The sequence below is a fragment of the Streptomyces sp. NPDC041784 genome, from assembly GCF_055591025.1.
On sequence record NZ_JBVJAB010000015.1, the window covers coordinates 1 to 15,177 of the forward strand.

Consider the following 15,177-nt stretch of genomic DNA (forward strand, 5'->3'; position numbering starts at 1 on the left):
CACGGCCTGACAGGACACGCTCGACCAGCAGCCGCCTGCCGAACACGGTCAGCCGGGCATTACGGTGGGACACGAAGACCTCCTGTGCGGTGCAGTCCTAGACAGCTCCACCACACCGGAGGTCTTCGTCATGATCAAGCCGGCCGGTGTCAACAACGCTCGTGATCAATACATCTAGGCCATGCGCACCGCACCGGTCGTGATCGCGGGCGCAGGCCCGACGGGAGCCACCCTCGCACTACTGCTGGCCCAGCACGGTATTCCCAGCACGGTGCTCGAACGCCGCGAGCAACCCCTGATGCACCCCGCGGCCCACATCATCAACGCCCGCTCACTCGAGATCTGGCATCACACGTCACCCCGACTGGCCAGGGAGATCACCGCACTGGCGCCGCCCAGCGACACGATCAACGTCATCCGCTGGTGCTCACGACTCACCGAGTCGCTCGGCGAGATCGACCTGCTGTCGGACCCCGACCGTCTTACCGACCTCCAGGCGCACAGCCCTTTCCTGATCAGCCACATCGGACAGCACCAGCTCATGCCCGTGCTCTGGGCGGCGCTGGAGCGCGAGCCGCTCGTCGACTTCCGCCGCGCCACCGCGGTCAGCGCGATCGAGGCGGGCGCCGACCGGATCGCCGTGCACACCGAGCGCGCCACGCAGGCACTCGATGCCGCCTACCTGGTCGCCGCCGACGGCGCCAACAGCGTGGTCCGGGACAGCGCCGGCATTCCGCTGCGGGGCCCGGTCCTGGCGAACATGGGCAGCGTCTTCTTCCACGCCCCCGGACTGCACCCGCCCGGCACGGTCCGCCCGCTGCTCAGCTGGATCTACCAGCCCGACTTCTGCGGCGTCATGATCGCCCACGCGAACGACGACTACATCCTGATGACCGCCTACCTCCACCCAGAACAGGAAATCGCCAGGGACAGCCGGCGCTACTGGGAACGGACACTCCCCCGGGTACTGGGCAGCACCGAGGTCACCATCCGGTCCACGGGCACGTGGAAGATGACCTCCCAGACGGCCCGCGCCTTCCGGCAGGGGCGCCTGCTCCTCGCCGGCGACGCGGCGCACCGTTTCCCGCACACTGGCGGTTTCGGCCTCAACAGCGGCGTACAGGACGCCCACAACCTCGCCTGGAAGATCGCCGCGGTGCTCCGCGGAGGCGCCGAAGACGCCCTGCTCGACACCTACGAGTCCGAGCGCAGACCCGTCGTCGAACGCTTCGCCGAGCAGAGTGTCGCCAACCACTTCCTCCTCGACGAGGTGACCTCGCCCGTGGGGATCACCAACCGCGCGGTGCGGCAGACCACCGAGGCCCTCGCCCGCCCGCTGTTGTCCCGGGTGCCCCCTCGCGCGCTGGGCTGGGCCTGCGACCGCCTCACCCCGCTCCAGCTCAAGCGCACCGGAGTGCTGCTCGCGAGCACCGCCCGCGGCCGGCGAGTCCGGGCGCGCATCGCCGCCGCCATCCCGGACCAGTTCGAACACTTCGTCTCCACCGGACTTGAGTTCGGCTACACCTACGACGGTCCGCTCATCCACGCCGAAACCCCTCCGCCAGGTCGTGGCGACGTGGTCACCTACCGCCCGACCACCCGTCCCGGCGCCCGCCTCCCACATGCCTTCGTCCTGCACGAGGACACCCTGCGCCCGGTCCACGACCTGCTCCCGCACGATGGACTTGCCCTTGTCACACCGGATCCCGGGGCATGGGAGAACGCACTGCGGGGGCGACCGGCCGAGAGCCCGCTCCCGGTGCGCGTCGTCGGCCTGGTCGCGGCGTCCCCGGCCGAGGAGGGGACGCTCGTCGAGCTGTTCGAGGTCGGTCGGCACGGCGTGGTTCTGGTGCGGCCGGACGGCCACGTCGCCTGGCGCACCACCGGCACGGCCGGGCAGGCGACGCCGGAGCTGAACCGGTTCCTGCGCGACCACTGGCAGCCGTACTGGAAGCCGGCTCGAACAGGCAGCCTTCTGGCTCCTCACCATGCAGATTCGAAGTAGAGGACGGCAACAATGACGAGCCCCCCACTCGGCCAGACCACGATCTCCGAGGACCTCGCCGTACTCCGCGAGGTCGAGAACCGGGTTCTGTGGTTGTCGACCGCGATCATCGACCATGCCAATCGGGTCCGCCACAACACGTCGGGCCTGAAGGTGGGCGGACACCAGGCGTCGTCGGCCTCGATGGTGTCGCTGATGACCGTCTTGTGGTTCAGGCATCTGCGCGCCGACGACCGGGTTTCGGTCAAGCCGCACGCCTCGCCCGTCCTGCACGCGATCAACTACCTGCTCGGCAGCCTCGACAGGTCCTACCTTTCCCGGCTGCGCGAGTTCGGCGGGCTGCAGAGCTACCCCAGCCGCGCGAAGGACCCTGACCCGGTGGACTACTCCACCGGCTCCGTGGGCATCGGCGCGACCGCGCCGATATGGGGCGCGGTGACCCGCCGCTATGTGGAGTGTGCCTTCGGCGGAGCCGGCACCGGCCGGCAGTACTCGCTGGTCGGCGACGCCGAACTCGACGAGGGAGCAGTGTGGGAGGCCGTGCTGGACCCTGCCGTCTCTGACCTGGGCGAGATCGTGTGGATCGTCGACCTCAACCGCCAGTCGCTGGACAGGGTCGTCCCGCACCTGGCTGCAGACCGACTCCGTGGGCTCTTCAGCGCTGCCGGCTGGCAGGTGATAGAGCTGAAATACGGGAAAGTCCTCGAACACCTCTTCCGGCAGCCGGGCGGAGACGCCCTACGCCGGCGTATCGACGACATGAGCAACCCGGAATTCCAGCGCCTGCTGCGCTGCGACGCAGGCGAGGTACGCCGTCGGCTGCCGGGCACCGGCCCCGATGCGGCCGGCATCGCCAAGCTGATCACCGGACTGGACGACGAGGGCTTGGTCAGGGCCCTGGCCAACCTGGGCGGCCATGATCTTGACGGGCTCGACGCGGCATTCGGTGCAATCGATGACACACGGCCCACCGTGATCCTCGCCTACACCGTCAAGGGCTACGGCCTGCCCATGCAGGGCCACCCTCAGAACCACTCCGCGCTGCTCACAGGGGATCAGATCAGTCAGCTGGCGGACCGGGTCGGGGCTGATGTGGACGATCCGTGGCGGCCGCCACCCGCTGGCAGCCTTGCGGCGGAGCTCTGCCTCAAGACCGCACACCGCCTGCGACGGGACGAAGTCTCCCTGGTCCCGCCGCAGACTCTGCCGCTCGACCTCGGCCGCACATCCACGTCCAGAAGGGCCACCACCCAGGCCGCGCTGGGTCGGACACTGCTCGACCTCACCCGCCAGGCGCCCGAGGCCGCGCGGCGCATAGTAACGGTGAGCCCCGACGTCAGTTCATCGACGAATCTCGGCGGGTGGGTCAACAAGGTCGGTGTCTGGTCGGCCACCGAGCGCACCGACTGGTTCGCCGACGACCGCGAAACGATCCTGCACTGGCGGGAACAGCCCAGCGGACAGCACATTGAGCTGGGCATCGCCGAGGTCAACCTGGTCGGCCTCATCAGTGAACTCGGCACCGCCTGGAGCCGGTGGGGCCAGCCCCTGCTGCCGATCGGCGTGCTCTACGACCCGTTCGTAGAACGCGCCCTGGAGCCGTGGTCGTACGGCATCTACGCCGGGGGACAGTCCATTCTGGTCGGCACCCCTTCCGGGGTGACCCTCGCCCCGGAAGGCGGCGCCCACCAATCGATCAAGACTCCCTCGATCGGCATCGAACAGCCCGGCTGCGTCACCTACGAACCGGCCTTCGTCATCGACACCGAATGGACCCTGCTGGCCAGTCTCGGACGCCTTGGGAAGCCGGATGGCACGTCCGCCTACCTGCGCCTGTCCACCCGCCCGATCGATCAGGGCCTCGCCGCCGTCCCACTCGATCCTGCCGCCCGGGAACACCGCCGACGGCAGGTCGTGGCCGGGGCCTACGCTCTGCGGCGCACAGACGACCCGGCGGTGACCCTCGCCGTCATGGGCGCCCTCGTACCGGAGGCCCTCGCTGCCGCCGACCGCCTGGACCAGAGCGGCATCCGGGCTGACGTCATCTGCATCACCAGCCCCGACCTCCTCTACCGCGCCGTGCGTGCCCGCCAGGGCCAGGACCCGGCCGAGCACTGGATCGTTGACGAGGTTTTTCCCGCCGACAGGGCGACGCCCCTGGTCACGATCCTGGACGGTCACCCGCACTCGCTGGCTTTCCTCGCCACGATCAACCAGGTCCCGACCACAGCACTCGGCGTCACCCGCTTCGGGCAATCCGGCTCCTTGGACGAGGTCTACCGGTACCACCACCTTGACACCGAAAGCATCGTCGGGGCGGCACTGGACCTGGTCGATTAGCGAGTTCGCCGGCCGCGTACAGCCCGGGGACGGGGCGGCCGCTCGGGTCCAGCACGTGCGCGTCGGCGTCGATCCGCAGCCCGCCGAAGGCGAAGGTGATGCCGCAGGTCACCGGGAAGGCGACGTACGGAGGAGTGGTCAGCGGCTGGGCCCAGTTGGACTTGGGGGACTGGAACAGGGTCTGGGCGATGTCCTGGTTGGTGGCGCTGGGGGCGAGCAGCTTGGCGACTTCCAGTTCGCGGGGCGACAGCTGGGTTCCGTAGCCGCGGCGTCCCGGTCGCCGCGATGTCTGCGATCACGACCCGCAGCTGCCGGTCGTCGAGCATCTGGAGGCCGCGCTCTACACCGACGCCCTGGTCACCCTCGCCGCCACGCGCACCTTCCCGGTGAAGTAGCCGGCCTCGGGGACGCTGATGAGCGCCATGCATCACGGCGTCCCCAACCGGCATTGGACCGCCCGGAGCCGATCACCAATAGTGCTGTTCGTGGGCGCAGACGCCGTGACGGAGGTTCGCCGATGACCATCCCCCCACCACCTGGAACCGCCGCGCTGGCCCGTGCCGCCTCGCCGTTGACGATCAGCGAGCAAGGCGCGTTCTGGGTCGGCGTCGGGCGCAAGCCAACCGAGGCCGGGACCGCCGCCGAGGCCGCGATGTACGTCCAGTACCAGATCCCGGCCGATCTCCGGCATCCGCTGCCCGTGGTGATGGTCCACGGGGGCGGCGGCCAGGGCACGGACTACCTGTCGACGCCGGACGGGCGCCCCGGCTGGGCCACCCGGTTCCTCCAGGCCGGTTACGCCGTGTACGTGGTCGACCGTCCAGGTCATGGACGCTCCCCGTACCACCCCGATGTCCTCGGGCCCATCGAGGGCGCGGCGCCGACGTACGAGTTCATCCGCTGGCTGTTCTGCGACGGGGCGGGACGACCTGGCAGCCAGTGGCCCGGCAGCGGCGAGGTCGGCGACGACTCCGCGCTGGACCAGTTGATGGCGAGCCAGGGCCCGACGCTGCCCACCTTCGCCGAGAACGAGGAGCAGATGCGGCGTTGCGGGGCCGAGTTGCTGGACCGTATCGGACCGGCCGTGCTGATCACCCACTCCATGGGGGCGCCGTTCGGCTGGCTGGTCGCCGATGCCCGGCCCGGGCTGGTGAAGGCCGTCGTCTCCATCGAGCCGATCGGGCCGCCGTTCATCGAACTGCCCGGCCTCGGAAAGCTGGAGTGGGGGCTCACCGCGGCCCCGATCACTTACGAGCCGCCGGTACGGACCCCGGAGGAACTGCGCCTCCGGCTGCGCGAGGCCGGGGGCGACGGGCTGCAGGACTGCCTCGTCCAGGACGAACAGGCCGGCCCCGTGCGATCCCTGCCAGGGCTCCGGGGCTTCCCGATCGCCGTGGTCGCGGCCGACACCTCGCCGTTCGCGCCGTTCCAGCACGGTGTCGCCGACTACCTCGCCCAGGCCGGTGCGGACGCCGAGTTGCTGCGCCTGGCGGACCTGGGGCTCACGGGCAACGGTCACCTGCCCATGGGCGAGAAGAACTCCGACGACGTGGCCGAGGCACTGATGACCTGGCTGAACAAGCGACTGGCCGATCTGGAGGAAACGTCCCGATGACAACCGTGCCGACCGTGCCGACCGTCGAGACCGATGTGCTCATCGTGGGAAGCGGGCCCGCGGGAGCGAGCGCCGCACTGGCGCTGAGCACCTACGGCGTGCCGAACGTCATGGTCACCCGCTACTCACGCCTCGCGGACACGCCCCGGGCGCACATCACCAACCAGCGCACCATGGAAGTGCTGCGTGACCTGGGTGTCGAAGAGGATGTGATCGCCCAGGCCACCCCGCAGCACCTGATGGGCAACACCGTCTTCTGCACCGCCATCGCGGGCGAGGAGCTCGGCCGGCTGAGGTCCTGGGGCAACGAACCGCTCGTGCAGGCCGCGCACGAGCTGGCGAGCCCCACCCGCATGTGCGACATGCCGCAGCACCTGATGGAACCGGTGCTCGTGAACGCGGCCATAGCGCGCGGAAGCCAACTGCGCTTCGGCACCGAGTATTTGTCGCACGAGCAGGACGCCGACGGCGTGACCGCCGTGGTCCGCGACCGGCTGCGCGGCGACACGTACACCATCCGCGCCAAGTACCTGATCGGCGCGGACGGCGGCCGCAGCAAGGTGGCCGAGGACGCCGGACTGCCGATGGGCGGCCAGATGGGCGTGGCCGGCAGCATCAACATCGTCTTCGACGCGGACCTCAGCAAATACGTGGCGCACCGACCGGCCACCCTCTACTGGGTGCTGGCGCCCGGCGCGACCGTGGGCGGCATCGGCGCCGGCCTGGTGCGCTGCGTACGGACGTGGAACGAGTGGCTGATCGTGTGGGGCTACGACGTCGACGCCGGGCCGCCGGACCTCACCGAGGAGTACGCCCTGTCCGTCGTCCGCAAGCTGATCGGCGACGACGAGATCCCGGTGACCATCAAGTCGTCCTCCGCGTGGACGGTCAACGAGATGTACGCCGAGACGTACTCCAACGGCCGGGTGTTCTGCGCGGGCGACGCCTGCCACCGGCACCCACCGTCCAACGGGCTGGGCTCCAACACCTCCATCCAGGACTCCTACAACCTGGCGTGGAAGCTGAAGCTCGTCCTGGACGGCACCGCGTCCCCGTCCCTGCTGGACACCTACAGTGACGAGCGGGCACCGGTCGGCAGGCAGGTCGTCACCCGGGCCAACAAGTCCATCGGTGAGACGGCCCCCGTCTTCGAGGCGCTCGGCGGCCTGGCGCCGCAGACTCCCGAGCAGCTGTGGCGGAACATCGCCGCCCGCAAGGACGCCACTATGGAGGCCGAGGAGCAGCGGGCGCGGCTGCGGGAGGCGATCGCCCTCAAGGCGTACGAGTTCAACGCCCACGGCGTGGACCTCAACCAGCGCTACACCTCCGCCGCGATCGTCCCGGACGGCACCGAGGACCCCGGCTTCGCACGCGACCCCGAGCTGCACTTCCAGCCGAGCACCCGCCCCGGCGCCAAGCTCCCGCACGCCTGGCTCTCCGCGGGCACCCGCGATCCGTCCACCCTGGACCTGGGCGGAAACGGCCGGTTCACCCTGATCACCGGCATCGGCGGCGAGCCCTGGACGGAGGCCGCCCGCATCCTCGGCAAGGAGTTCGGCCTGGAGATCGCCACGGCGGTCATCGGCCCCGGCCAGGAGTACGAGGACCCGTACGGGGACTGGGCCCGGCTGCGGGAGATCGGCGACTCGGGCGCGCTGCTGGTGCGGCCGGACAACCATGTGGCCTTCCGCCGCCAGGACGCCACCGGCGACGTCACGGCCGCACTGCGGGACGCGCTGCGGCAGATCCTCGGGCGGGGCTGAGCGGCCATGGACCTCACCGCGAAGACCACGAAGACCGCGAAGACCACGAGTTCCGCGACGACGACGGCGGTGCTGGAAAGCTTCGCCCACACCTCCGATCCCCGACTGCGCGAGGTGCTGGCCTCCCTGACGCGTCACCTGCACGATTTCGTACGGGACATCGAGCCGACCCAGGCCGAGTGGGAGCGGGCGATCGACTTCCTCACCGCGACCGGACACATGTGCGACGACACCCGGCAGGAGTTCATCCTGCTGTCGGACGTCCTGGGTGTGTCGATGCTCGTCGAGACGATCAACGACCACAAGGCGGCCGCCGCGACCGACTCGACGGTGCTCGGCCCCTTCCACATGACCGAGTCCCCGGTCCGTGAACTCGGGGCAAACATCGATCTGGTCGGCGGCGGCGAGCCGTGTGTGATCAGCGGACGGGTCGTCTCTGTCGACGGCACCCCGCTGCCCGGTGCGACGCTGGACGTGTGGCAGGCCGACGACCAGGGCTTCTACGACGTCCAGCAGCCGGAGAAGCAGCCGCCGGGCAATGGGCGCGGGCTGTTCACGGCGGACGCGGAGGGACGGTTCTGGTTCCGCTCGTGCGTTCCGAGCCCGTATCCGATTCCGACGGACGGGCCGGTCGGCTCGCTGCTGGAGGCGACCGGCCGTCACCCCTACCGTCCCGCCCATGTCCACTTCATCGTGGGCGCCGAGGGGTACAGCCCGGTGACGACGCACATCTTCGTGGCAGGCAGCGACTATCTGGAGTCGGACGCCGTCTTCGCCGTGAAGGAGAGCCTGGTCGAGGAGTTCGCCGAGGTGGACTCCCCCGCGGAGGCCGCGGAGTTGGGCCTGGCCAACCCCTTCCGCCGGGCGCGCTTCGACATCGTGCTGCAACCGGTGATCGCGTGAAGGGCGAGGCCCTGGACTTCACCTATCAGGCCCAGCCGATGCGCGTCCTCTTCCGGTCGGGTGCCGTCCCGGACGCGGTGCCCGACGAGGTCGCGCTTCTCGGCCTGCGCCGCGTCCTCGTGCTGTGCGACGACCATGGCCTGGACACGGCCCGTGCCGTCGCCGCGTCTCTCGGCGACGCCTGCGCCGGGCTGCACGCGGGGGCGGTGACGCACGTCCCGGTGGAGGTCGCCGACCTGGCCGTCGAAGCGGCTCGCGAAGCCCGGGCCGACGGCTGCGTGGCGGTCGGCGGCGGTTCCGTGACCGGCCTGGCCAAGGCCGTCGCGCTCAGGACCGGACTGCCGATCGTCGCCGTCCCGACGACGTACGCCGGATCGGAGATGACACCCGTCTGGGGCCTGACCGAGGGCGCGGTCAAACGCACCGGGCGCGACCCGAAGGTGTTGCCGCGCAGCGTCGTGTACGACCCGCTGCTCACGCTCACCATGCCGCCCGTGGGGTCCGCGACGAGCGGCATGAACGCGATCGCGCACGCCGTCGAGGCCCTGTACGCCCCGGACTCCACTCCGATCGTCTCCCTCATGGCGGAGGAGGGTGTGCGGGCGCTGGCCGCGGCCCTTCCCGAGATCGTCGCCGACCCCTCGGGGCATGACGCGCGCAGCCGCGCGCTGTACGGGGCGTGGCTGTGCGGTGCCTGTCTCGGCGCGACCACCATGGGGCTGCACCACAAGCTCTGCCATGTGCTCGGCGGCACCTTCGACCTGCCGCACGCCGAGACACACGCCGTCGTCCTGCCCCATGTGCTGGCGTTCAACGCGCCGGCGGTTCCCGAGGCACTGGCGGCGCTGCGCCGGGCGCTCGATGTCCCGGATCCGGTACGGGAGTTGCACGAGCTGGGCGAGCGGCTGGGCATCCCGCGATCGCTCGCCGACCTGGGCCTGACCGCCGCCGACGTGGACCGTGCGGTCGATGTCGCTCTCGGGGCGCCGTACGCGAATCCCCGCCCGGCCTCCGCCGACGATCTGCGCGCCGTCCTGCACGCGGCCTGGGCGGGCGAGCCGCCGTACGGCGGCTGACCGCTTCTACCGGGCGAGTTCGGCGTACGGAACGCCGGCCGCACGTCGGGCCACCCGGCGTGCGACCTCGGCGAACGCCGGGGCGGCGGGCGAGTGGCCCGTCTCCGGATAGACGACCGCGGCCACCGCGCCGAGGGACTCTTTCGGAGCGACGGCCTCCACTCCCGGGTGTGGCGGGAACATCCGGGCGCCCGACATGGGCATCAGTCCCACCATGTGCTGGTAGGCGATCTTCGAGGCCATGTCCAGGGCCGAGCGGGCGTGGGAGCCGACCCTCGGGGCGTCGTGGTCCCCGTGGCGTCCCCCCACCCACAAGTCGTCGCCCGGGTGGGGGGTGACCCAGGGCTGGTCGTAGACCTCGGTCATGTCCACCGCGGCGGCCGAGGCCAGCGGATGCCCCTTCCACAGCGCGAGGGAAACGGGCTCGGTGAAGATCGGTACGCGTGTCAGGCCCGGCATGTCGACGTTCAGACACAACAGCGCCACGTCGCACTCGCCGGCCAGCAGCGGGGCGTGCCCCTGGTGGAAGTCCGCTTCGTGCACCCGGATCGTCGCTCTGGGATACCGCTCGCGGAACGCCTCGATGACCGGATGCGTCAGCTCCGCGAGAGCCACCCCGTAGAGCGCGACCCGCACCTCGTCCCGCCGCCTGGCCCTGATGGCGCCCGCGGCGGCGGCGAGCCGGTCGGCATCGGCCAGCACCTCGCCCGCCCGTTCGAGCAGTTCCGCGCCGTCGGCGGTGAGCGCCACATGCCGTTTGTCGCGGTCGAAGAGCTGGATGCCCAGCTCACGCTCGAGGGCGGCGATCGAGCGCGTCAGCGCGGGCTGGGTGAGGTGCAGACGCTCGGCGGCGACCCGGTAATTCAAGGTCTCGGCGAGCGCCGAGAAATGGCGCAGGCTCCGGAGTTCCACTCAGCCCTCCAGAAAGGCGAGGTCCACGGCGTTGTGGTCCGCGCCAGGTTACAGCGCGCTTCCCCGCACGTCACCAGGCAGAAATGTGCGGCATTCCCGTCACCCCCTCCGACCTGCTGTGATGCACGGCACTCATCAAGGCCACGGTTACCGGCATTGGACGGTCCTTCGCCGCGCTGCCAACACTCCCTTCAGGCCGACCCAGAACAGCAGCGGATGGGGTGCGAATTGTCCGAGACAACCGAGGCAGCCGAGAAAATCATCGAGATTCCGCAGCCGGAGCCGGACCTGACACCGGAGGAACTGGTACGCCGGGCCGCCGGCATGAGGACCTGGCTACGTGATCACCAGGGCGAGACCCAACAGCGAACCGGTATCTCCGAGGTTGGATGCTCGCTCTCCAGCCCCGCAAGCGGTTCTCCAAGGACACCGTGCTCATCGTGGACGGCACCCTCGTGCCCGCCCGGGATCACACGTGGAGCTGAACGACGGCGAGGAACTCACCGAGACGGAACTCCTCGCCTACTGCCGTCCGCGACTCGGCGGCATCAAGACACCTGAGCGGGTCGTGTTCGTGCCCGAAATCCCGCGCAGCGCCAACGGAAAGGTCCTCAAGAAGGACGTACGCGAGCCGTTCTGGCGCGGTCACGAGCGACAGATCTGAGGATCGGAGCACCACATGCACCGCACCCTTTTCAACAAGGATCACGACAGTTTCCGCGATGCCGTCCGCCAGTTCACCGAACGCGTTCTCGCGCCCCGCCACGAGGAGATGCTCAGGCGGAAGTCCATCCCCCGGGACATCTGGCAGGAGGCGGGCGCACTCGGCATCCTCGGCCTGTCCGTCCCGGAGGAGTACGGCGGGACAGGCGCGAGCGACTTCCGCTTCAACGCCGTCGCGGACGAGGAACTCGCCGGCTTCAGTTTCGGCGTCGGGGCCAGTCTCGCCCTGCACACCGACACCTGCCCGCCCTACCTCGTGGAACTCGGCACAGAGGAACAGAAACAGCGCTGGCTGCCCGGCATCGCCTCGGGCGACCTGATCAGCGCCATCGCCATGACCGAACCCTCCGGCGGTTCCGACCTCGCCGCGTTGAAGACCACCGCGGTCCGGCACGGCGAGGACTGGCTGGTCAACGGCTCCAAGACCTTCATCACCAACGGCCACCAGGCGGACCTCGTCATCGTGGCCGCCCGCACCGGCCCCGGCGAGCGGGCCAAGGGCATCAGCCTCTTCGTCGTCGAGGCCGGCACGCCAGGCTTCGAACGCGGCCGCAAGCTGGACAAGGTCGGACAGGAGGAGGCCGACACCGCCGAGCTCTTCTTCACCGACGTCCGCGTCCCCGACAGCCACCGTCTCGGCGAGGTTGGCCAGGGATTCGCCTCGATGATGCGGCTCCTGCCGCAGGAACGGCTGTCGACCGCCGTCACCAGCACCGGCCATGTCGCGCGGCTCCTGCACGAGACGATCGAATACGCCAAGGAGCGCCGCGCGTTCGGAGGGACCATCGGCTCCTTCCAGCACAACAAGTTCCTGATAGCTGAACTGGTTACCCGGGTGGAGGTGACCCAGGCGTACGTCGACCAGTGCGTCCTCGCGCACACGCGAGGCGAACTGACCCCCGTGGACGCGGCCAAGGCCAAGTGGTGGGCCGCCGAGACGCAGAACTCCGTACTGGACGAGTGCGTCCAACTGCATGGCGGCTACGGCTATATGAACGAATACCGCATCGCACGCGCCTGGCGGGACGCCCGCGTGACGAAGATCTGGGCCGGGTCCAACGAAATCATGAAAGAGGTCATCGGCCGCGACCTGGGCCTGTAATGCCGCACGCCGAAATCCCCGAGGGAGAACCGCTCATGGCCGTGCGCACCGTCAACCGTCAATGGCTGCCGGCCCGCCGCCCCGTCGGCGCCGTCACCACCGACGACTTCCGCTACGCCGAGTCGGACCCGCCGGCCCCCGGAGAGGGGGAGATCCTGGTCCGCACCCTGTACTTCGCCTACGACGCCAGCCAGCGCATCCGGCTCACCGACGACGGGGCTACCTGCCGCCGATCCAGGTCGGTGAGCCGATGCGGACCATGGGCATCGGCCAGGTCGTCACGTCGAGGAGAACGTCGTGGACGGCTTCGAGAACGCGCCCGCCCTGCTGCCGACGATGTTCAGCGGAAAACAGCCCGGCAAGCTGCTCCTCAAGCTCGGTGACCCGGAATGAACGAGGCAGCCGGGGCCGTGCATGCGCGCCTGGTCAGCCTGAGGAGTCTCGGTGCAGGTCGGCGTCGGCGTGCTCGGGGGCGATGGCGTACAGGATGCGCCGGCCGATGCGGCCGAGCTGTTTGACCTGCGCACTGGTCAACGGGTCGAACACAAGCCGACGCACCAGTTCGATGTGGCCGGGAGCAGCGCTCATCGTCTTCCGGTACCTCTCGTCGGTGAGCGTGGCAAGGGTGTAACGGCCGTCAGCCGGGTCGGGGTGGCGGCGGATGTAGCCCTTGCGTTCCAGACGGGCCACGACCTGGGACAGACGGGAGAGCGAACCCTCGGCGAACGCGGCGAGGGCGCTCATGCGCAGTTCCCGCTGTGACGCCTCCGACAGAGCCGCCATCACGCTCACTGCCCTCACCCCATGAGTGAACAACTCGCCACCCAGCCGGCCCGCCCCCGCGGCCTCGTCGTCACCGGCGGTCTGATCGGCACCGCGGCCGTCGCCGCCGTCCTCAACGCCGTTGTCGCCACAGCAGCCCACGCCCTCGGCGCCTCGCACGATTTCCAGCCGCTCCAGCCGTCCGCCTACGTGCCCTTCACCGTCTTCGGCGTCCTGGCCGCAGCTGCCGCCTGGGCGATCATCCGCGCACGATCGACCCGCCCCGCCCGAGTGCTGCGCGTCCTGGTCCCAGCCGTCGTGCTCGTCAGCTTGGTCCCGGACATCATGGTCGGCGCCACCGCCGGCCAGCCCGGTACGAGTTGGGGGGCCGTCGTCGCCTTGGTGGTGATGCACCTCGTGGTCGCCGCCGTCGCCGTCCCCGCCTACCAGCGCCTGCTCCCTCTCCCCACCGCCCAGAACTGACCCCGCGTCCCGTCGCAGTGCGGGCCGCCACGGTCGTATGGCATCCGGTGAGTGCCGTACGGCCGTGGACGGGCTGTTCCCGATCCTGCGCCCGGCGTCCGGCGCCCGCCTGCTGCCGATGACGGCCGCCACCGAACCTCCCCCCACGTCCCCCGCTCGTGACATCACAAGGAGGTGTGTCATCGTGACCGACGACATCGACCGCGACCGGCCGCAGACCGAGCCGTCGCCGCCCGCACTGAACCTGGCGCCCGTACCGGACCAGACGGTCCCCGGCACAGTCGAACGCCCAGCAGGACGTGCCCAGCTGACGCTGCTGGTGGCGGGGATCTGTATGCCCGTGCTCGGCTCCGCCCTGATCGCGCCCGTGCTGCCGCAGATGGAACGGCATTTCCACAGCACACCCGGCAGCGACGTCCTGGTCCCGATGGTGGTCGCCCTGCCGGGACTGTTCCTCGCCCTGTCCGCGCCACTTCTCGGATCCGTCGCCGACCGGATCAACCGCAAGGCGCTCCTGCTGATCGCCATGGCGCTCTATGCCGTGGTCGGCAGCGCCCCGCTCTACCTGGCCTCGCTGGTGGCGATAGACGTCAGCAGGGTGCTGCTGGGGGCCTGCGAGGGAGTGATCCTGATCTGTTGCACGTCTCTGATCGGCGACTACTGGACGGGAGCGCGGCGGGCGAAGTACCTCTCCGTATCGACGCTGGCCACGTCACTGGCCGCGACGGCGTTCCTGGCCGTGGGCGGAGTGCTCGGGGTGTCGGGCTGGCGGACCCCGTTCTGGATGTACGTGCTTCCGCTGCTGTTGCTGGTGCCGATGGCCAGGCTGCTGTGGCAGCCGCCCCGCACCAGTACGCCGGGCGTCGGGACACGGCTGGAGCCGCTGCCGCGCCGTCAGGTCCTGGTCCCGTGCCTGGTCACGCTGTTCGGCGGGCTGTACTTCTTCACCCTGGTCGTCGAACTGCCGTTCGTCCTGGACGGCATCGGGATCCACTCGACCGCCGTCGTGGGCACCATCTCCGCCGTCATGGCGCTGGCCACGGCCACCGGTTCGGCACTCTTCCCCCGGCTGGCCGCCAGACCGGCGCGCGTCCTGGTTCCCCTCGAGTTCGCGGGTGTGGCCGTCGGCCTGGCCACCGTCTTCGCGACCGGGGCGCTGCCCGTCGTCGTGACCGGCGCGATCATCACCGGATTCAGCACCGGGGTCATGCTGCCGACCCTGCTGGTCTGGGCGGTCCACCGGCTGAACTACTCCCAGCGCGGCCGGGGCACCGGCTGGTGGAGCGGCGCGCTGAACCTCGGGCAGTTCTTCTGCCCCCTGGTCGTCGCGGGCCTGAGCGCCGCGTCCGGAGGCCTCCAGCCGGCCCTGCTCGTCCTGGCGCTCGCGGCAGCCCTGCTCGCCGCGACGGTCCTGCTGGGCCTGCGCCACCAGCACGACCCGCTGGACCCGTCCCCCGGCGAGCCGGTGGTCGCCGCTCCGGCAGCGCCCTGAC

The 15,177-nt window shown here is 70.2% G+C and carries 13 protein-coding genes and 2 pseudogenes; 12 read left to right on the forward strand and 3 right to left on the reverse strand.

All coding sequences use genetic code 11. The annotated features are described in order from the left end of the window. The first annotated feature begins 181 nt into the window (after nucleotides 1–181). Nucleotides 182–2,005, forward strand: coding sequence for an FAD-dependent monooxygenase (locus ACZ6D7_RS28935; RefSeq protein ID WP_469496843.1), 1,824 nt, complete (start codon nucleotides 182–184; stop codon nucleotides 2,003–2,005). A gap of 12 nt (nucleotides 2,006–2,017) precedes the next feature. After that, nucleotides 2,018–4,345: a transketolase-like TK C-terminal-containing protein gene (locus tag ACZ6D7_RS28940; RefSeq protein WP_469496845.1), complete on the forward strand. Its 2,328-nt coding sequence runs from the start codon at nucleotides 2,018–2,020 to the stop codon at nucleotides 4,343–4,345. On the opposite strand, the gene ACZ6D7_RS28945 is transcribed toward ACZ6D7_RS28940, so the two are convergent. Next, entirely contained in the window at nucleotides 4,245–4,595 is a 351-nt protein-coding gene (locus ACZ6D7_RS28945) for an FAD-binding protein (protein WP_469497408.1), read from the reverse strand. The two genes, ACZ6D7_RS28940 and ACZ6D7_RS28945, sit on opposite strands and share 101 nt — an antisense overlap. Nucleotides 4,596–4,862: 267 nt before the next feature. Between ACZ6D7_RS28945 and ACZ6D7_RS28950 the strand changes: the two genes are divergently transcribed. Genes ACZ6D7_RS28950 through ACZ6D7_RS28965 form a run of 4 tightly spaced genes read left to right on the forward strand, consistent with a single transcriptional unit; the run spans nucleotide 4,863 to nucleotide 9,702 of the window. Beyond that, on the forward strand, nucleotides 4,863–5,960 hold the full coding sequence (locus ACZ6D7_RS28950) for an alpha/beta hydrolase (protein ID WP_469496848.1): 1,098 nt from the start codon (nucleotides 4,863–4,865) through the stop codon (nucleotides 5,958–5,960). Beyond that, entirely contained in the window at nucleotides 5,957–7,723 is a 1,767-nt protein-coding gene (locus tag ACZ6D7_RS28955) for an FAD-dependent oxidoreductase (protein WP_469496851.1), read from the forward strand. The genes ACZ6D7_RS28950 and ACZ6D7_RS28955 overlap by 4 nt, the downstream gene beginning before the upstream one ends. 6 nt (nucleotides 7,724–7,729) lie before the next feature. Next, nucleotides 7,730–8,626, forward strand: coding sequence for an intradiol ring-cleavage dioxygenase (locus ACZ6D7_RS28960; protein WP_469496856.1), 897 nt, complete (start codon nucleotides 7,730–7,732; stop codon nucleotides 8,624–8,626). Then, the gene (locus tag ACZ6D7_RS28965; RefSeq protein ID WP_469496860.1) at nucleotides 8,623–9,702 is read left to right on the forward strand and encodes a maleylacetate reductase; all 1,080 of its coding nucleotides are present in this window, start codon (nucleotides 8,623–8,625) and stop codon (nucleotides 9,700–9,702) included. The genes ACZ6D7_RS28960 and ACZ6D7_RS28965 overlap by 4 nt, the downstream gene beginning before the upstream one ends. 6 nt (nucleotides 9,703–9,708) lie before the next feature. Here ACZ6D7_RS28965 and ACZ6D7_RS28970 read toward each other — a convergent pair whose 3' ends face one another. Beyond that, nucleotides 9,709–10,614 (reverse strand): LysR family transcriptional regulator, encoded by a 906-nt coding sequence (locus ACZ6D7_RS28970; protein WP_469496862.1) that lies wholly within the window; start codon nucleotides 10,612–10,614, stop codon nucleotides 9,709–9,711. 383 nt (nucleotides 10,615–10,997) lie between these two features. On the opposite strand from ACZ6D7_RS28970, the pseudogene ACZ6D7_RS28975 reads away from it, so the two are divergent. The 4 genes and pseudogenes from ACZ6D7_RS28975 to ACZ6D7_RS28990 all read left to right on the forward strand — a co-directional run. Further along, nucleotides 10,998–11,090: pseudogene (locus ACZ6D7_RS28975) on the forward strand (IS5/IS1182 family transposase); the annotation flags it as partial. Beyond that, a complete protein-coding gene (locus ACZ6D7_RS28980; protein ID WP_469496865.1) occupies nucleotides 11,090–11,278 on the forward strand; it encodes an AMP-binding enzyme in 189 nt (62 codons plus the stop codon). The pseudogene ACZ6D7_RS28975 and the gene ACZ6D7_RS28980, both read left to right, overlap by 1 nt. Nucleotides 11,279–11,293: 15 nt before the next feature. Then, complete coding sequence (locus ACZ6D7_RS28985; protein WP_469496870.1) at nucleotides 11,294–12,439, forward strand: acyl-CoA dehydrogenase family protein; 1,146 nt, start codon at nucleotides 11,294–11,296, stop codon at nucleotides 12,437–12,439. A gap of 35 nt (nucleotides 12,440–12,474) precedes the next feature. Beyond that, a pseudogene (locus ACZ6D7_RS28990) lies at nucleotides 12,475–12,597 on the forward strand (NADP-dependent oxidoreductase); the annotation flags it as partial. A 268-nt stretch (nucleotides 12,598–12,865) separates the two neighbouring features. On the opposite strand, the gene ACZ6D7_RS28995 reads toward ACZ6D7_RS28990, so the two are convergent. After that, nucleotides 12,866–13,240 (reverse strand): MarR family winged helix-turn-helix transcriptional regulator, encoded by a 375-nt coding sequence (locus ACZ6D7_RS28995; RefSeq protein WP_469496876.1) that lies wholly within the window; start codon nucleotides 13,238–13,240, stop codon nucleotides 12,866–12,868. A 3-nt stretch (nucleotides 13,241–13,243) separates the two neighbouring features. Between ACZ6D7_RS28995 and ACZ6D7_RS29000 the strand changes: the two genes are divergently transcribed. Both ACZ6D7_RS29000 and ACZ6D7_RS29005 read left to right on the forward strand, forming a co-directional pair. Then, on the forward strand, nucleotides 13,244–13,684 hold the full coding sequence (locus ACZ6D7_RS29000) for a DUF6069 family protein (RefSeq protein WP_469496880.1): 441 nt from the start codon (nucleotides 13,244–13,246) through the stop codon (nucleotides 13,682–13,684). Between the two features lie 184 nt (nucleotides 13,685–13,868). After that, nucleotides 13,869–15,176, forward strand: a complete 1,308-nt coding sequence (locus ACZ6D7_RS29005) for an MFS transporter (RefSeq protein ID WP_469496882.1) — start codon at nucleotides 13,869–13,871, stop codon at nucleotides 15,174–15,176. The last annotated feature ends 1 nt before the right edge of the window (nucleotide 15,177 follow it).